Annotated in this window: 14 protein-coding genes, 2 tRNA genes, 3 rRNA genes and 2 riboswitches (2 of these 21 only partly in view); of the genes, 16 read left to right on the forward strand and 3 right to left on the reverse strand. The window is 38.4% G+C overall.

Translation table 11 applies throughout. The features are described 5' to 3' along the window. The 8 genes from AC0OM3_RS12580 to tsaD form a co-directional block, all read left to right on the forward strand. Window positions 1–1,457, forward strand: a 23S ribosomal RNA gene (locus tag AC0OM3_RS12580); it begins 1,466 nt to the left of the window's first position. Window positions 1,458–1,506: 49 nt separating this feature from the next. Next, a 5S ribosomal RNA gene (gene rrf / locus AC0OM3_RS12585) occupies window positions 1,507–1,622 on the forward strand. Between the two features lie 12 nt (window positions 1,623–1,634). Continuing rightward, window positions 1,635–1,711, forward strand: a tRNA-Met gene (locus AC0OM3_RS12590). 3 nt (window positions 1,712–1,714) lie between these two features. Continuing rightward, window positions 1,715–1,790, forward strand: a tRNA-Asp gene (locus AC0OM3_RS12595). A 174-nt stretch (window positions 1,791–1,964) separates the two neighbouring features. Further along, complete coding sequence (gene tsaE / locus AC0OM3_RS12600; protein ID WP_000049642.1) at window positions 1,965–2,438, forward strand: tRNA (adenosine(37)-N6)-threonylcarbamoyltransferase complex ATPase subunit type 1 TsaE; 474 nt, start codon at window positions 1,965–1,967, stop codon at window positions 2,436–2,438. Next, window positions 2,419–3,111 carry a tRNA (adenosine(37)-N6)-threonylcarbamoyltransferase complex dimerization subunit type 1 TsaB gene (tsaB, locus tag AC0OM3_RS12605; protein ID WP_000865753.1) on the forward strand — a complete coding sequence of 231 codons (693 nt, stop codon included), beginning with the start codon at window positions 2,419–2,421 and terminating at the stop codon, window positions 3,109–3,111. The genes tsaE and tsaB overlap by 20 nt, the downstream gene beginning before the upstream one ends. A gap of 13 nt (window positions 3,112–3,124) precedes the next feature. Further along, a complete protein-coding gene (rimI, locus tag AC0OM3_RS12610; RefSeq protein ID WP_000367189.1) occupies window positions 3,125–3,568 on the forward strand; it encodes a ribosomal protein S18-alanine N-acetyltransferase in 444 nt (147 codons plus the stop codon). Then, complete coding sequence (gene tsaD, locus AC0OM3_RS12615; protein ID WP_000414585.1) at window positions 3,568–4,584, forward strand: tRNA (adenosine(37)-N6)-threonylcarbamoyltransferase complex transferase subunit TsaD; 1,017 nt, start codon at window positions 3,568–3,570, stop codon at window positions 4,582–4,584. Before rimI ends, tsaD begins: the two co-directional genes overlap by 1 nt. 485 nt (window positions 4,585–5,069) lie before the next feature. Here tsaD and AC0OM3_RS12620 read toward each other — a convergent pair whose 3' ends face one another. Beyond that, a complete protein-coding gene (locus AC0OM3_RS12620) occupies window positions 5,070–6,995 on the reverse strand; it encodes an ABC-F family ATP-binding cassette domain-containing protein (protein ID WP_000602151.1) in 1,926 nt (641 codons plus the stop codon). A gap of 187 nt (window positions 6,996–7,182) precedes the next feature. Here AC0OM3_RS12620 and AC0OM3_RS12625 point away from each other — a divergent pair, with 187 nt between their 5' ends. Beyond that, the gene (locus tag AC0OM3_RS12625; protein ID WP_000372699.1) at window positions 7,183–7,812 is read left to right on the forward strand and encodes a redox-sensing transcriptional repressor Rex; all 630 of its coding nucleotides are present in this window, start codon (window positions 7,183–7,185) and stop codon (window positions 7,810–7,812) included. Window positions 7,813–7,841: 29 nt separating this feature from the next. On the opposite strand, the gene AC0OM3_RS12630 is transcribed toward AC0OM3_RS12625, so the two are convergent. Beyond that, window positions 7,842–8,033: a YdiK family protein gene (locus tag AC0OM3_RS12630; protein WP_001246205.1), complete on the reverse strand. Its 192-nt coding sequence runs from the start codon at window positions 8,031–8,033 to the stop codon at window positions 7,842–7,844. Continuing rightward, window positions 8,030–8,779 (reverse strand): CPBP family intramembrane glutamic endopeptidase, encoded by a 750-nt coding sequence (locus AC0OM3_RS12635; protein WP_000745321.1) that lies wholly within the window; start codon window positions 8,777–8,779, stop codon window positions 8,030–8,032. The genes AC0OM3_RS12630 and AC0OM3_RS12635 overlap by 4 nt, the downstream gene beginning before the upstream one ends. Before the next feature lie 391 nt (window positions 8,780–9,170). Between AC0OM3_RS12635 and groES the strand changes: the two genes are divergently transcribed. The 7 genes from groES to AC0OM3_RS12670 all read left to right on the forward strand — a co-directional run. Next, the gene (gene groES, locus AC0OM3_RS12640) at window positions 9,171–9,455 is read left to right on the forward strand and encodes a co-chaperone GroES (protein WP_000917311.1); all 285 of its coding nucleotides are present in this window, start codon (window positions 9,171–9,173) and stop codon (window positions 9,453–9,455) included. A 38-nt stretch (window positions 9,456–9,493) separates the two neighbouring features. Continuing rightward, window positions 9,494–11,128, forward strand: coding sequence for a chaperonin GroEL (groL, locus tag AC0OM3_RS12645; RefSeq protein ID WP_001029993.1), 1,635 nt, complete (start codon window positions 9,494–9,496; stop codon window positions 11,126–11,128). 140 nt (window positions 11,129–11,268) lie between these two features. After that, a riboswitch (purine riboswitch) is annotated at window positions 11,269–11,370 on the forward strand. A gap of 164 nt (window positions 11,371–11,534) precedes the next feature. After that, on the forward strand, window positions 11,535–13,073 hold the full coding sequence (gene guaA / locus AC0OM3_RS12650) for a glutamine-hydrolyzing GMP synthase (RefSeq protein ID WP_474212031.1): 1,539 nt from the start codon (window positions 11,535–11,537) through the stop codon (window positions 13,071–13,073). Window positions 13,074–13,226: 153 nt separating this feature from the next. Next, window positions 13,227–13,328: riboswitch (purine riboswitch) on the forward strand. Between the two features lie 129 nt (window positions 13,329–13,457). Beyond that, the gene (locus AC0OM3_RS12655; RefSeq protein ID WP_000833096.1) at window positions 13,458–14,783 is read left to right on the forward strand and encodes an NCS2 family permease; all 1,326 of its coding nucleotides are present in this window, start codon (window positions 13,458–13,460) and stop codon (window positions 14,781–14,783) included. A 145-nt stretch (window positions 14,784–14,928) separates the two neighbouring features. Further along, window positions 14,929–15,630 (forward strand): response regulator transcription factor, encoded by a 702-nt coding sequence (locus tag AC0OM3_RS12660; protein WP_000929884.1) that lies wholly within the window; start codon window positions 14,929–14,931, stop codon window positions 15,628–15,630. Further along, window positions 15,614–17,119, forward strand: coding sequence for a HAMP domain-containing sensor histidine kinase (locus tag AC0OM3_RS12665; RefSeq protein WP_474212034.1), 1,506 nt, complete (start codon window positions 15,614–15,616; stop codon window positions 17,117–17,119). The genes AC0OM3_RS12660 and AC0OM3_RS12665 overlap by 17 nt, the downstream gene beginning before the upstream one ends. A 227-nt stretch (window positions 17,120–17,346) precedes the next feature. Next, window positions 17,347–17,500, forward strand: a 16S ribosomal RNA gene (locus AC0OM3_RS12670); it runs 1,398 nt beyond the window's last position.

Raw genomic sequence — 17,500 nt, forward strand, 5'->3', positions numbered from 1 at the left:
GCAATGGAGGGACGCAGAAGGATAGAAGAAGCGTGCGATTGGTTGTGCACGTCCAAGCAGTTAGGCTGATAAGTAGGCAAATCCGCTTATCGTGAAGGCTGAGCTGTGATGGGGAAGCTCCTTATGGAGCGAAGTCTTTGATTCCCCGCTGCCAAGAAAAGCTTCTAGCGAGATAAAAGGTGCCTGTACCGCAAACCGACACAGGTAGGCGAGGAGAGAATCCTAAGGTGTGCGAGAGAACTCTGGTTAAGGAACTCGGCAAAATGACCCCGTAACTTCGGGAGAAGGGGTGCTTTCTTAACGGAAAGCCGCAGTGAATAGGCCCAAGCGACTGTTTAGCAAAAACACAGCTCTCTGCGAAGCCGTAAGGCGAAGTATAGGGGGTGACACCTGCCCGGTGCTGGAAGGTTAAGGAGAGGGGTTAGCGTAAGCGAAGCTCTGAACTGAAGCCCCAGTAAACGGCGGCCGTAACTATAACGGTCCTAAGGTAGCGAAATTCCTTGTCGGGTAAGTTCCGACCCGCACGAAAGGTGTAACGATTTGGGCACTGTCTCAACCAGAGACTCGGTGAAATTATAGTACCTGTGAAGATGCAGGTTACCCGCGACAGGACGGAAAGACCCCGTGGAGCTTTACTGTAGCCTGATATTGAATTTTGGTACAGTTTGTACAGGATAGGCGGGAGCCATTGAAACCGGAGCGCTAGCTTCGGTGGAGGCGCTGGTGGGATACCGCCCTGACTGTATTGAAATTCTAACCTACGGGTCTTATCGACCCGGGAGACAGTGTCAGGTGGGCAGTTTGACTGGGGCGGTCGCCTCCTAAAGTGTAACGGAGGCGCCCAAAGGTTCCCTCAGAATGGTTGGAAATCATTCGTAGAGTGCAAAGGCATAAGGGAGCTTGACTGCGAGACCTACAAGTCGAGCAGGGACGAAAGTCGGGCTTAGTGATCCGGTGGTTCCGCATGGAAGGGCCATCGCTCAACGGATAAAAGCTACCCCGGGGATAACAGGCTTATCTCCCCCAAGAGTCCACATCGACGGGGAGGTTTGGCACCTCGATGTCGGCTCATCGCATCCTGGGGCTGTAGTCGGTCCCAAGGGTTGGGCTGTTCGCCCATTAAAGCGGTACGCGAGCTGGGTTCAGAACGTCGTGAGACAGTTCGGTCCCTATCCGTCGTGGGCGTAGGAAATTTGAGAGGAGCTGTCCTTAGTACGAGAGGACCGGGATGGACGCACCGCTGGTGTACCAGTTGTTCTGCCAAGGGCATAGCTGGGTAGCTATGTGCGGAAGGGATAAGTGCTGAAAGCATCTAAGCATGAAGCCCCCCTCAAGATGAGATTTCCCATAGCGTAAGCTAGTAAGATCCCTGAAAGATGATCAGGTTGATAGGTTCGAGGTGGAAGCATGGTGACATGTGGAGCTGACGAATACTAATAGATCGAGGACTTAACCATATAATATGTAGCAATGTTATCTAGTTTTGAAGGAATATGCCTTCAATAGTTTGGTGATGATGGCAGAGAGGTCACACCCGTTCCCATACCGAACACGGAAGTTAAGCTCTCTAGCGCCGATGGTAGTTGGGACCTTGTCCCTGTGAGAGTAGGACATCGCCAAGCTATTTATATTGTCGCGGGGTGGAGCAGCACGGTAGCTCGTCGGGCTCATAACCCGAAGGTCGCAGGTTCAAATCCTGTCCCCGCAACCAAATGGTCCCGTGGTGTAGTGGTTAACATGCCTGCCTGTCACGCAGGAGATCGCCGGTTCGACCCCGGTCGGGACCGCCATTTCATATAAAGAAAAGAACGAAACAAGTTGTTTCGTATTTTTTTATTTGTTTTAACAAAAAACTAATAAAGACAGTCAAACTATCCTTAGGACAACTCCTAAGGACTTTTTTATATATTCAAAACCTGTATAATAAAGAGCAGAGAACATTGTGAGTAAAGTAGGTGAAATCTGTGAGTAAATATGAAGTAACAACAAAATCTTCTGAGGAAACACAAAGGTTATCAGAAAAACTAGGTGAGCTCGTAGAGGCACAAGATGTAATTATTTTAGAAGGAGATCTTGGAGCTGGTAAGACGACTTTTACAAAGGGACTAGCAAAAGGTCTTGGAGTGAAAAGAGTTGTAAATAGTCCTACCTTTAATATCATCAAAGAATATAAAGGAAGATTACCGCTATATCATATGGACGTGTATCGCTTAGCAGAAAGTGAAGAGGACTTAGGCTTTGATGAATATTTCTACGGTGAAGGAATTACGGTAGTAGAATGGGCTCATTTAATAGAAGCATATTTACCGAATGAAAAGTTACAAATTAGTTTATTCCATGCTGGAGATGACACAAGAAAAATTATACTCGAGCCAATTGGAGATCGCTATATTAGATTATGTGAGGAGCTATTACAAGATGAAAGTACTAGCAATTGATACTTCAAATTACGTAATGGGTGTATCCCTTATTGAGGAAGGAAACGTAATTGGGGAAATCATTACAAATTTAACAAAAAACCATTCTGTACGTCTTATGCCAGCTGTAGAGAAACTGTTAAAAGAGTGTGGCGTAAAACCGAAGGAATTAACTAAAATCGTTGTAGCTGCTGGACCTGGATCCTATACAGGTGTTCGCATAGGCGTGACAGCGGCGAAAACATTAGCTTGGTCACTTCAAATACCAATTGTAGGTGTATCAAGTTTAGAGGTAGTAGCTGCAAACGGTGCTAACTTTAACGGATTAATTTGTCCTTTATTTGATGGAAGACGTGGGCAAATTTATACTGGGTTATATACATATGAAGGAGAGCAGTTAACTTCAATAGAAGAAGACCGAATTATTCTTATTGTAGACTGGTTGCAAATGTTAAAAGATAAAGGACAGCCTGTTTTATTTATCGGTAACGATGTTAAATTGCATAAAGAAACAATTATAGAACATTTAGGTGATCAAGCTGTATTCGCTCCATTTACTAAAAATAACCCAAGACCAAGTGAGCTAGCATTCTTAGGATTACAAAAAGAAGAACAAGATGTGCATACGTTTGTTCCAAGCTATCTTCGTTTAGCTGAAGCTGAAACAAAGTGGTTAGAAAGTCAAAACAAGTAGGAGCTTGCAGAAGATGGATATGATATTTAGAAAGATGGAGCTTGATGATATTGCTCAAATTGTAGCTATTGAAGAAGCGTCTTTTTCAACTCCTTGGACTGCAGATGCCTTTCACCGTGAATTAACGATGAATGAACATGCACATTATATTGTGTTAGAAAAAGATGGTCGTGTAATCGGGTATTGTGGATTGTGGATAATTATTGATGAATCACATATAACAAATATAGCTATTTTGCCAGAATACCGAGGTCAAAAGTTAGGAGATGCCCTATTGAAAGCAGTTATTTCTGAAGCGAAAGAACTAGGGGTAAAAACAATGACACTTGAAGTACGTGTATCAAATGAAGTAGCAAAGCAGTTATACAGAAAATACGGATTTCAAAATGGTGGGATTCGTAAACGATACTATGCAGACAATCAGGAAGATGGTCTCGTAATGTGGGTGAATATATAATGGAAAAAAATACGATTATACTTGGTATTGAAACAAGTTGTGATGAAACAGCAGTAGCAGTTGTTAAAAATGGAACGGAAATTATTGCGAATGTCGTTGCATCACAAATTGAAAGTCATAAACGTTTTGGCGGCGTTGTACCAGAGATTGCATCCCGTCATCATGTAGAAGAAATTACAGTTGTGTTAGAAGAAGCTTTAAAGGAAGCAAACATCACATTTGATGATATTGATGCAATTGCTGTAACAGAAGGTCCTGGTTTAGTAGGAGCACTTCTAATTGGAGTAAATGCAGCGAAGGCAGTAGCGTTTGCACATGATATTCCGTTAGTCGGTGTTCATCATATTGCTGGTCATATTTATGCGAACCGTTTAGTAAAAGAAGTTCAATTCCCGTTATTATCACTTGTTGTATCTGGTGGGCATACAGAACTTGTTTATATGAAAGAACATGGTTCATTTGAAGTAATTGGTGAAACACGAGACGATGCAGCTGGAGAAGCATATGATAAAGTAGCTCGTACGTTATCTATGCCATATCCAGGTGGTCCTCATATTGATCGCCTTGCACATGAAGGAGAACCGACAATTGATTTGCCTCGTGCATGGCTAGAACCGGATTCATATGATTTTAGCTTTAGTGGATTGAAATCAGCAGTTATCAACACTGTGCATAATGCAAAACAACGCGGTATAGAAATTGCGCCAGAAGATTTAGCGGCAAGTTTCCAAGAAAGTGTAATAGATGTACTTGTAACGAAAGCAGCTCGTGCAGCAGAAGCTTATAATGTAAAGCAATTACTTCTTGCTGGTGGAGTAGCTGCTAATAAAGGACTTCGTGCGCGATTAGAAGAGGAATTTGCACAAAAAGAAAACATTGAATTAATTATTCCGCCGCTATCTTTATGCACAGATAATGCAGCGATGATTGCAGCGGCAGGGACAATTGCTTATGAACAAGGTAAGCGTGCAACATTAGCCTTAAATGCAAATCCAGGATTAGATATTGAAGCATAGTTATGCACATAATTAACCACAGGTTGTGGATAAAACCCATATTGTCTGTTGATAATATGGGTTTTATTGTGTATATAAAATGTTGATAACTTTTTTGTTGATTGTGGATAATGTGGAAAAGTTATTTTAAGGTTTATTTTATAAAGGTGGATATGTGTATAAACTTGTGGATAAATAGGATGATGTCAGACCTTTGAATTTGTTCTTTTTCGGGAAATAAAAGGCAAGAAGATATCCCCGAAAAACATTTTGAAACATCACCCCATTATAGAAGATGCTAATATTGTCAATCTTTGTCGTTAAATCGATATTTCGTGTCAAATTGTTAATATATATAGGGTTACGATAGATATATTTGAAAAATCGTTAGTATATTCTAAGTTACGATTGATATACTCAAAAAATTGTTTCTGTATTAAAAGAAAAGAAGATGTCGCATAGTCAAAAATCCTGACTTATGAGACATCTTCTTTATTTAAATATGCTTATACATGCAGCTCTTCCCATTCTGCCATACAAGTTTCAAGTTGTTCTTGTAGCGTTTGCTTTTTAGTTGTAATTTCACTAGCTTTTTCATAATCTGCATATATTTCTGGTAAGCAAAGTTGATCTTCTAACGTAGCAATTTCTTCTTCTAATTCTAATATACTTTGTTCTAGCTCTTCAATTTTTCTAGTGCGTTGACGCTCTAGTTTTTTACGCTCTTTTTCTTCTAAATAATTTAATTTCTCTTGTGCAACCACCTTTTGAACAGGAATGTCACTTTCTTGCTGTTCAAGTTCTGCACGTTCAATCATTTCATTTTTCTTTTCAACGTAGTAATCGTAATCCCCTAAATATTCCTGTGCACCTTCTGTTGATAACTCAACCACAGTCGTTGTTACACGGTTAATAAAGTAGCGGTCATGTGAGACGAATAGAAGAGTCCCTGGGTAATCAATTAAAGCATTCTCCAAAATTTCTTTACTATTTAAATCAAGGTGGTTCGTAGGCTCATCTAGAATTAATAAATTTGATTTTTGCATCATAAGTTTTGCAAGAGCTAATCGAGCTTTTTGTCCACCACTAAGGGAAGATACTGGTTTCAGTACATCATCTCCTGTGAATAAAAAATTCCCGAGTATAGTACGGATTTCTTTTTCAGGTTGCAGTGGATATTCATCCCATAGTTCATTTAAAACCCGTTTAGAAGATGTTAAGTTTGCTTGTTCTTGATCATAATAACCAACAGATACATTTGATCCGAAAGAAACATCACCATTTAATAGTGGTAACTTATTCACAATAGACTTTAATAATGTGGATTTCCCAATTCCATTTGGACCAACTAAAGCAACACTATCTCCGCGAGTTAAGCGCATAGTTACATGTTCAATTATAGGGTTCTCATCATAGCCGATGGTTGCATCATTTACTTGTAAAACATCATTTCCACTTTGCTTTTCAATATCGAAGTGGAATGATGCTGACTTAGAATCCCCTAATGGTCTTGTTAATAATTCCATTCTGTCTAGTTGTTTACGGCGACTTTGAGCCCGTTTCGTTGTAGAAGCGCGAGCTATATTCTTTTGAACGAAGTCCTCAAGTTTTGCGATTTCATCTTGTTGTTTTTCGTAACGTTTCATTTCTTGCTCATATAATGCTGATTTTAAGTCTAAATATTTACTGTAGTTACCAACAAATCGTCTGCTTTCTTTATTCGAAATTTCATATACTTGTGTAACGAGTTTGTCTAAGAAATAACGGTCATGTGAAACGATTAATATTGCGCCAGGATAACCTTGTAAATATTGCTCAAGCCACGTTAATGTTTCGATGTCTAAATGGTTTGTAGGCTCATCCAAAATAAGTAAGTCTGGTTTTGTTAATAATAATTTCCCGAGAGCTAATCTTGTTTTTTGCCCGCCGCTTAAAGTAGAAATCGTCGTCTGGTGCGTTTCAACTGGGAAGCCAAGGCCGCTTAAAATGGAGCGAATATCCGCTTCATATTGATATCCACCTTGATCTTTATAATTGAGTTGCAATTGGTCATACTCAGCTAACAATCTTTCATATGTAGCTTCGTTTGAAAAGTTTTCTTCTTTTCCCATTTCTTGCTCAAGCCTTCGAAGTTTTGTCTCCATTTGCTGTAAGTGGGTAAAGACGGTTAGCATTTCATCCCAAATTGTTAAAGACGTTTCTAGTCCAGTATTTTGAGCTAAATATCCGATTGAGACATCTTTTGGTTTTATAATTTCGCCACCATCATGAGATAATTCACCAGCGATTATTTTTAATAATGTAGATTTTCCTGCTCCATTCCTTCCAACTAATGCGATACGATCTTTTGTTTGTACTTCCAATTTTATGTTTGCCAGAATTGTTTCTGCACCGTATAATTTCGAAAGCGCGTTTACTTGTAATAAAATCAATGTTTTCACCTCAAATAATTTCTTAACTTTGCCATGTTTATATTTCTCAATCATACTAAAAATAGTGTATAGTTTAAAATAAAGAGAGAATACTTCTTCTCTTTATTATACAAGGAATTTAATGAGTGCTAAACTTCTGTATTTGATTAAAGTATATGAATAATGATAGGAAGAGAGGAGAGGTCATATGGATCAGCAAAAGATTCCACAAGCCACTGCTAAAAGATTGCCTCTATACTATCGATTTATCCAAAACTTATCTCTTTCTGGTAAGCAGCGTGTTTCATCGGCCGAATTGAGTGAGGCAGTAAAAGTAGATTCCGCAACAATACGAAGAGATTTTTCGTATTTTGGAGCGTTAGGGAAAAAGGGATATGGATATAACGTAAATTATTTATTATCATTTTTCCGCGAAACACTTGATCAAGATGATATAACACGTGTAGCACTTATTGGAGTAGGTAATTTAGGGACCGCTTTCTTACATTATAATTTCACGAAAAACAATAATACAAAAATTGAAATGGCATTTGATGTTAGTGAAGAGAAAGTTGGAACAGAAATCGGGGGCATTCCTGTATATCATTTAGATGAATTAGAAGAGAGATTATCAAATGATATACAAGTGGCAATATTAACAGTACCAGCCACAGTAGCACAAGCTGTAGCAGATAGATTAGCTGAAACGAGCGTGCACGGTATTTTGAATTTCACACCAGCGCGATTAAACGTATCAGAGAATATTAGAATTCATCATATTGACTTAGCTGTAGAGTTACAAACATTAGTTTACTTTTTGAAAAACTATCCACAATAAAACGCAGAGGAAGCGACCTCTGCGTTTTATTATTGTTTCTTCTTTGTGAATTTAACTAATATAAGGCGAAGTGCCAAATTAAAATCAATTGTTGCCATAACTGCAAATAGTATTGTCCACATATTCCAGATTGTATCTGTCACGTTCGTAATGGCCAAGCGTGTAAAGATACATCCAAGAAGGAAGTATAGTGCAGCCATGAACAATGGTGAGTTTCTCATACAAAAAATCCTCCGATAAAGCCTTGCATTTTTTCAGCTTCTTTAATCATTTCTTGAATTTGCTCATTGCTCATAAAAATTTGCCCAATAGCAACTAATGTATTCATCGCAACATGAGCTGCAATCGGAACGATAATACGTTTCGTCTTCACATATAAGAAGGCGAATACGAGCCCCATAGCAGTGTATACCAATAAGTGAGTAAAATCAAAATGAATTGCTGCGAATACAAGCGAACTAATGATAGCTGCAATAAAGAAGTTAAACTTCTTATAAAGTGCACCAAATAAAATTTTTCTAAATACGATTTCTTCTAAGATAGGTCCGATTATAGATACGACAATAAGGAACCAAGGTGTCGTTCTTGCAATTTCCATCAGTTTCATTGTATTTTCTGAACCTTGCTTAATTCCTAGTAGCTGCATCTCGATCATACCGGCAACTATTTGTGAAAAGAAAGCTAAGAAGAACCCGATGAAAATCCATCCAATAGTAGCTGGGACAGAAGAGCGCATTGCATCTAAATGCCTGTCACGAATATCTGTTCTAAGTAACCAAAGTATGATACATAATGCAACAAAGAAGCTAATAATTGCCCAGTGTCCCATTATGATTTGTCCTTTTTCCTCAATGGTAAATCCTCTATTATCATAGAGTCCTGTTTTTAGGAGAAGTGGTAATCCAACAACGCCAGATAACTGCATTAAAATGTATGTAACGATAATCCACCAGTATTGTTTCTTCAAATGGTTTAACCATCCTTTCTAACTCTAGTGTATGAGATAAGGTAGGATAACATGTAAATATGTTATCTACGATATAAACTTTCATTCGAATTATGATTTTTTTGTAAATCTTTATTTGAAATTAAAGTAGGAGACAGGAAAAAGTTGTACGTTTAGCGAAAACAACTTAGGGTGTCTTTCATATTGTAACATACGAGTAGGGGAAACAACGATTCATATAGTAAAGGCGGTATTCTATATAGAAAGTTTATATAGTAATTTGCGAAAAAATTATGATTTTTTTACTTGCAAAAGAAATTGAGATTATTTATTATTATAAGTGTGTTAGCACTCGGATGACTTGAGTGCTAATAAAAGAAATTTACATAACAAAATGAGGAGGTTATTGTTCATGCTAAAGCCATTAGGTGATCGCGTTGTAATTGAGCTTGTTCAAGCAGAAGAAAAAACAGCAAGTGGTATTGTATTACCAGATACTGCAAAAGAAAAACCACAAGAGGGTAAAGTTGTTGCAGTAGGTACTGGTCGAGTGCTTGAGAATGGTGAGCGTGTTGCTTTAGAGGTAGCAGCAGGTGATCTTATCATCTTCTCAAAATATGCAGGTACTGAAGTGAAATATGAAGGTACAGACTACTTGATTTTACGTGAAAGTGACATTTTAGCAGTTATCGGTTAATTATATAAATCTTAAAAAATCCAAGGGGGTCAATTATTATGGCAAAAGATATTAAATTTAGTGAAGAAGCACGTCGTTCGATGCTTCGCGGTGTCGACACTCTTGCAAACGCAGTAAAAGTAACACTTGGACCAAAAGGTCGTAACGTTGTACTTGAGAAAAAATTTGGTTCACCACTTATTACAAATGATGGTGTAACAATCGCAAAAGAAATCGAATTAGAAGATGCATTCGAAAACATGGGTGCGAAGTTAGTAGCAGAAGTTGCTAGCAAAACAAACGATGTAGCTGGTGACGGAACAACAACTGCAACTGTATTAGCGCAAGCTATGATTCGTGAAGGTCTTAAAAACGTAACAGCTGGTGCGAACCCAATGGGTCTTCGTAAAGGTATCGAAAAAGCTGTTACTGCTGCAATTGAAGAATTAAAAACGATTTCTAAACCAATCGAAGGCAAATCTTCTATCGCACAAGTAGCTGCTATTTCTGCAGCTGACGAAGAAGTAGGTCAATTAATCGCTGAAGCAATGGAGCGCGTTGGTAACGACGGCGTTATTACTTTAGAAGAGTCTAAAGGATTCACAACAGAATTAGACGTAGTAGAAGGTATGCAATTTGATCGTGGATATGCATCTCCTTACATGATTACTGATTCTGACAAAATGGAAGCAGTTCTTGATAACCCATACATCTTAATCACTGACAAAAAGATTTCTAACATTCAAGAAATCTTACCAGTATTAGAGCAAGTGGTACAACAAGGTAAACCACTTCTTATCATTGCTGAAGATGTAGAAGGCGAAGCTTTAGCTACATTAGTAGTGAACAAACTTCGTGGTACATTCAACGTAGTAGCTGTTAAAGCTCCTGGATTTGGTGACCGTCGTAAAGCAATGCTAGAAGATATCGCAATCTTAACAGGTGGCGAAGTAATCACTGAAGAATTAGGCCGTGACTTAAAATCTGCTACAGTTGAATCTTTAGGACGCGCTGGTAAAGTTGTTGTAACGAAAGAAAATACAACTGTAGTTGAAGGTGTAGGAAGCACAGAACAAATCGAAGCTCGCATCGGTCAAATCCGTGCGCAATTAGAAGAAACAACTTCTGAATTCGATCGTGAAAAATTACAAGAGCGTCTTGCAAAACTTGCAGGTGGCGTAGCGGTAATTAAAGTAGGTGCAGCAACTGAAACTGAGTTGAAAGAACGCAAACTTCGCATTGAAGATGCACTTAACTCAACTCGTGCAGCAGTAGAAGAAGGTATCGTTGCAGGTGGTGGTACTTCACTTATGAACGTATACACAAAAGTAGCTTCTATCGTAGCTGAAGGCGACGAAGCAACAGGTATCAACATTGTACTTCGCGCACTAGAAGAGCCAGTTCGCCAAATCGCAATCAACGCTGGTCTAGAAGGATCTGTAGTTGTAGAGCGTCTAAAAGGCGAAAAAGTAGGCGTTGGTTTCAACGCAGCTACTGGCGAATGGGTTAACATGCTTGAGTCTGGTATCGTAGATCCAGCTAAAGTAACTCGCTCTGCACTTCAAAACGCAGCATCTGTTGCAGCTATGTTCTTAACAACTGAAGCTGTAGTAGCTGACAAGCCAGAACCAAATGCACCAGCAATGCCTGACATGGGCGGCATGGGCATGGGCGGTATGGGCGGAATGATGTAATTCCGTTTGCCCTAAAAAACATCCATTTCTATATAGAAATGGATGTTTTTTTATGTTTTTTAAAAAAGGAAATGAATTTCTGTAGAATTTTGTCGCTTTCTCTCTTGACCATATTGATACTTCATTGTTAGAATCTAGGAAGATAATATAAAACGATCCTTCATATATCCTCAATGATATGGTTTGAGAGTCTCTACCGGGTTACCGTAAACAACCTGACTATGAAGGCAGTGTGTCTTATATTTATAAAGAGCGGAGACTATCTTTCTTTATAAAGCCAGACCCCTGCCTTTTCTTTGTTATGAGACTAGAGGCGGAGGACTGGCTTTTTTTATTATATTGGTAATGCTTTTCGCCAAATTGGTGAAAATATTTATATACGAGAACTAACGTTGGGGTGATTATTTTGAAGAAACAACACGATACAATTATCGTTTTAGATTTTGGAAGTCAATACAATCAGTTAATAGCACGTCGAATTCGTGAGTTCGGTGTATACAGTGAACTTCATCCACATACAATTACTGCAGAAGAAATTAAAGCAATGAATCCAAAAGGGATTATTTTCTCTGGTGGACCAAATAGTGTATACGGTGAAGGTGCATTACATTGTGATGAAAAAATCTTTGAACTAGGTTTACCAATCTTCGGTATTTGTTACGGTATGCAGCTTATGACGCAACACTTCGGTGGTAAAGTAGAGCGTGCAAATCACCGCGAGTACGGAAAAGCTGTTCTTAAAGTAGAGAACGAATCAAAATTATATGCGAACCTTCCAGAAGAGCAAGTTGTATGGATGAGCCATGGTGACTTAGTAACTGGTTTACCTGAAGGATTCGTAGTAGACGCAACAAGTGAATCTTGCCCAATTGCTGGTATGAGCAATGAAGACAAAAAATTATACGGTGTACAATTCCACCCAGAAGTACGTCACTCTGAGCACGGTAACGATTTAATTAAAAACTTCGTATTCGGTGCTTGTGGTTGTTCTGAAGGATGGAACATGGAGAACTTTATCGAAGTAGAATTAGAGAAAATCCGTGAAACGGTTGGAGACAAAAAAGTACTATGCGCACTTAGCGGCGGTGTAGACTCTTCTGTTGTAGCAGTGTTAATTCATAAAGCAATTGGTGACCAATTAACATGTATTTTCGTTGATCACGGTTTACTTCGTAAAGGCGAAGCGGAAGGCGTTATGAAAACATTTAGCGAAGGCTTCCATATGAACGTTATTAAAGTGGATGCAAAAGACCGCTTTATGGACAAGTTAAAAGGTGTAGAAGATCCAGAACAAAAACGTAAAATCATCGGTAACGAATTCATTTACGTATTTGATGATGAAGCGTCTAAATTACAAGGTATGGACTTCTTAGCGCAAGGTACACTTTACACAGATATCGTTGAGAGTGGTACAGCAACTGCACAAACAATTAAATCTCACCATAACGTTGGTGGACTTCCAGAAGACATGCAGTTCAAATTAATCGAGCCTTTAAACACGTTATTTAAAGACGAAGTACGTGTATTAGGGTCTGAACTAGGAATTCCTGATGAAATCGTATGGCGTCAACCATTCCCAGGACCGGGTCTTGGTATTCGTGTATTAGGTGAAATCACAGAAGAGAAATTAGAAATCGTTCGTGAATCTGATGCGATTTTACGTGAAGAAATTATTAAAGCGGGCTTAGACCGTGAAATCTGGCAATACTTCACTGCGCTTCCTGGTATGCGTAGCGTAGGTGTTATGGGTGACGAGCGTACTTACGATTACACAGTAGGTATCCGTGCGGTAACATCTATCGACGGTATGACAGCTGACTGGGCACGTATCCCTTGGGACGTATTAGAGAAAATCTCTGTACGTATCGTAAACGAAGTAAAACACGTTAACCGTATCGTGTATGATGTAACGAGTAAGCCACCAGCAACGATTGAGTGGGAATAGTATTTATAAAAAGGTCCATCTATTGCTTATGCATAGATGGATCTTTTTTATTTTGGTATTAATACGAACGAAACTATAAAATTTTATAAAAATGTTCGTTTTTAAATTGACAAAACTACTTCGTCGAGTTAATATGATTATGTAATTCAAACGAAAAGTGAATATTATAGCCGTCGTATAATATCGGGGATATGGCCCGAAAGTTTCTACCTAGCTACCGTAAATGGCTTGACTACGAGGCGTTTGTATAAAGATGAGGGGAAACTTGTCTTTGTTTATAGAACGCTTCCATGTATAAATGCAATGGAAGCCTTTTTTATTTCTCGGGATAAAAGAGGGCTAGGAGAAATGCGGCGAGTAATCATATAACGGGGGAAACGTAAGATGAAACGCTATTTTCAGTTTGATGAGCTCGGTACGAATTATAAGACTGAGTTCATAGCAGGGTTAACGACATTTCTATCTATGGCTTACGTACTATTTGTCAATCCTGCTACGCTGTCGCTTGGAAATGTTAAAGGGTTACCAGCAGGTACAGGGATGGATCCAGGTGCAGTATTCGTTGCTACGGCATTAGCGGCAGCGATCGGTTCGTTAATTATGGGTATTTTCGCGAAGTATCCAATTGCTTTAGCGCCGGGTATGGGAATTAACGCGTTCTTTGCTTATACAGCAGTGTTAACGATGGGTATTCCGTGGCAAACGGCCATTGCTGGAACATTAATGTCAGGTATTATCTTTATTATTCTTACTGCTTCAGGTATTCGTGAAAAAATCATTAATGCAATTCCATCGGAGTTAAAGTTTGCAGTAGCAGCAGGTATTGGATTATTCATTGCTTTCCTTGGATTCCAAAATGCCGGAATTATCGTGAAAAACGATGCGGTTCTTGTTGGGTTGGGGGACTTAACAAAGGGCACAACGTTACTAGCAATCTTCGGGGTTGTTACTACGATCATCTTCATGATTAAGAAAGTTAATGGTGCAGTATTTTACGGTATGATTCTTACAGCGATCTTAGGAGTTGCAACAGGATTAATTGATACTCCGAAAGCTGTGGTGGGAGCAATACCGAGTCTAGAACCAACGTTCGGCGTGGCGTTAACGCACTTCGGCGATATTTTCACAGTTCAAATGGGGATTGTTATTATAACGTTCTTCTTTATAGATTTCTTTGATACAGCAGGTACGCTTGTAGCGGTTGCGAATCAAGCAGGATTAATGAAGAACAATAAATTACCACGTGCAGGAAAAGCGTTATTTGCAGATGCGATTGCAACTGTAATTGGTGCGATCTTGGGTACATCAACAACAACGTCTTACATTGAATCTTCTGCAGGGGTAGCAGCGGGAGGGCGTTCTGGATTTACAGCAGTTGTAACAGCAGGATTCTTCTTACTGGCACTATTCTTCTCGCCATTACTAAGTGTTGTAACGCCAGCTGTAACGGCACCGGCTTTAATTATTGTAGGAATCTTGATGGTTTCTTCCTTAGGGGAAATTGATTGGAAGAAATTCGAGATTGCAGTACCAGCATTCTTTACAATTATCTCTATGCCACTTACGTATAGTATCGCAACTGGGATTGCGATTGGATTTATCTTCTATCCAATTACAATGGTTGTGAGTGGTCGTCGTAAAGAGGTTCATCCGATTATGTATGTTATGGGAGTTTTATTCGTACTATATTTCATCTACGTTCGTAAATAAAAGGGGTTTTTTGAAAGGTCTAGACTTAAGGGGAGTCTAGACCTTTTTTGCGTCTTCAGAAAATCTTAAGGATTTCCGAGCGTTTTTCTTCAGAAGTTTTCCTATAATAGAAGTTAGGGATTAAAAAAGTGATGGGGGAGATATTGTGGCACACGAAACAATACTTGTCGTAGATGATGAAAAAGAAATTCGGAATTTAATTACAATCTATTTAAAGAATGAAGGATATAAAGTATTACAAGCAGGAGACGGAGAAGAAGGATTACGTTTACTAGAAGAAAATGAAGTACATCTAGTCGTATTAGATATTATGATGCCGAAAGTGGATGGTATTCATATGTGTATGAAGGTAAGGGAAGCGAAAGAAATGCCTATTATTATGCTTTCTGCGAAAACGCAAGATATGGATAAGATTTTAGGGTTAACAACGGGTGCAGATGATTATGTAACGAAACCATTTAATCCGTTAGAGTTAATCGCAAGAATTAAATCTCAGTTACGCCGTTATATGAAAATGAATGGTTTCGCTATACAAAATGAGGACGAGCTAGAAATTGGAGAGATGAAAATAAACATCTCGACCCATAAAGTTATTGTGGACGGAGAAGAAGTGAAACTGACCCCAAGGGAATTTTCAATTCTAGAATTACTAGCTCGTAATCCGGGTATGGTCTTTAGCGCGGAACAAATTTATGAAAAGGTTTGGAACGAAAGATCTTTCCAGTCTGATAATACGGTAATGGTGCATATTCGAAAAGTACGTGAAAAGATTGAGGAGAATCCAAGGAAACCTAGATATATAAAAACAGTATGGGGAGTGGGGTATAAGATTGAAAAAGATATTTAATCCGTTTACTTATGTTAGGAAAATTCGAGAATTAATTAGGAAGATAATAAAGAGTGTGAAACGGAGTATACGAATTCAACTTATTACTGCATTTACTGCTTGTGCGTTATTAGGACTCTTTGTATCAACGAAGATAGTAGCACCTGTTTTTGAAGATGCTAGTCGACATGCTGAGATTAATTATAGAGATGGTATGGAACAAATTAATCGTAAAGCGCAAAGTACCGCGGAAATGATGGTTGATGCAAATAAATTAGATGCTGTACAAAGTATGATAGAGCTAGAAAATGAAAATTTAGAGCAGAGGCAGGATGCTTTTAAAATATTAGTTACGGATGAAAGTGGTAAGGTTTTGTATAAAACGAAGCAGGCGCAAGAAGAACAAATTAATTTGCATAATACAATTCGTAATGCAACTTCGTTTGCTATCAATTATTCAAATAATAATGATATTGAAAGATCTAGAAAAGAGTTTATTACTTTCTCACCTATTACAATTGAAGGTAAAAATTTGTATATGTTTGTGAGTGGAATTCCTCAAGGAGAAGTAGTGTATTATAAAGTAGAAGGGCCATTCCCATTTTTAATTGGTGTACTCGTATTCATTTTCTCTTTCTTCTATATAACAAAGAGAAAGATGAAGCAAATTGAAGCGATGGCACAAGGTGTAAAGGAAATAGAAAAAGGAAACTTAGCGTATCGTATAGAGAAGAAAGGTGAAGATGAGATTGCATCTTTAACAGAAAATATTAATAATATGGCAGAAGAGCTTATGAATAATATAGAAAAGGAACGTAAATTAGAGAAGCAAAAGAACGAGCTTATTACAAATGTATCTCACGATTTGCGTACACCACTGACTTCTATTATGGGTTACTTGCGATTGCTTCGAGATTCTAAATATGAAAATAAAGAGCAACACGATGAATATACGAGAATTGCTTTTGCGAAGTCAGAGCAGTTAAAGAATTTAATAGAAGATTTATTTGAGTATACGAAGTTAACGAATGAACAAGTTGTATTAGAAAAACAAGAAGTATGTGTAAATGAGTTATTGGAGCAATTAATAGAAGAGTTAGTACCGCAAGCGGAAGAGCATGGACTTACGTTTGTTAAGAAGTTTCCTGAGGAACATGCTTATGCATCGATTGATTCGGAAAAGATGGTTCGTGTATTTGATAATTTACTAATGAATGCAATTAAGTATAGTAAAGATGATGGAGAGATAAAAGTTTCTCTTCAAAGGCAGCGTAGGGATATACAAATTGTAATTGCGAATCATAGTGAAGATTTTACGAGAGAAGAGTTAGCGAATTTATTTGAACGTTTCTATAAGAAAGATCAATCTCGAAGTAGAGTAACGGAAGGGTCGGGACTCGGTTTAGCGATTGCGAAAAGTATTGTTGAGTTACAAGGTGGTAGTATTCGAGCGGAATATAGGGATGGTATTATTCAATTTATCGTCTCGTTACCAATTATAGAGAAATAATAAATGAATAGAATGATATGTGATAAAAAGGCTTATTTTAAAAGAAATAAGCCTTTTTATATTTTTTATAAAAACGTATTGACGATTATACTTTAGAGGTGTAATATAGAACAAGTCGCCGATGACATTAACGTCGCAAGCGACAAACAAAATGAGTTCTTTGAAAACTGAACGAAACAAACAACGTGAAACGTCAATTTTTATTTTAGATGCTAGACAAACTAACTTTATTGGAGAGTTTGATCCTGGCTCAGGATGAACGCTGGCGGCGTGCCTAATACATGCAAGTCGAGCGAATGGATTAAGAGCTTGCTCTTATGAAGTTAGCGGCGGACGGGTGAGTAACACGTGGGTAACCTGCCCATAAGACTGGGATAACTC

This window comes from Bacillus sp. FAU20, from assembly GCF_056033865.1.

What these genes read in the sequence shown, in the direction of transcription:
- tsaB (WP_000865753.1), top strand. Translation starts at nt 2,419, where the DNA reads ATGAAAGTACTAGCAATTGATACTTCAAATTACGTAATGGGTGTATCC.
- rimI (WP_000367189.1), top strand. Translation starts at nt 3,125, where the DNA reads ATGGATATGATATTTAGAAAGATGGAGCTTGATGATATTGCTCAAATT.
- tsaD (WP_000414585.1), top strand. Translation starts at nt 3,568, where the DNA reads ATGGAAAAAAATACGATTATACTTGGTATTGAAACAAGTTGTGATGAA.
- AC0OM3_RS12625 (WP_000372699.1), top strand. Translation starts at nt 7,183, where the DNA reads ATGGATCAGCAAAAGATTCCACAAGCCACTGCTAAAAGATTGCCTCTA.
- AC0OM3_RS12630 (WP_001246205.1), bottom strand. Translation starts at nt 8,033, where the DNA reads ATGAGAAACTCACCATTGTTCATGGCTGCACTATACTTCCTTCTTGGA.
- groES (WP_000917311.1), top strand. Translation starts at nt 9,171, where the DNA reads ATGCTAAAGCCATTAGGTGATCGCGTTGTAATTGAGCTTGTTCAAGCA.
- groL (WP_001029993.1), top strand. Translation starts at nt 9,494, where the DNA reads ATGGCAAAAGATATTAAATTTAGTGAAGAAGCACGTCGTTCGATGCTT.
- AC0OM3_RS12655 (WP_000833096.1), top strand. Translation starts at nt 13,458, where the DNA reads ATGAAACGCTATTTTCAGTTTGATGAGCTCGGTACGAATTATAAGACT.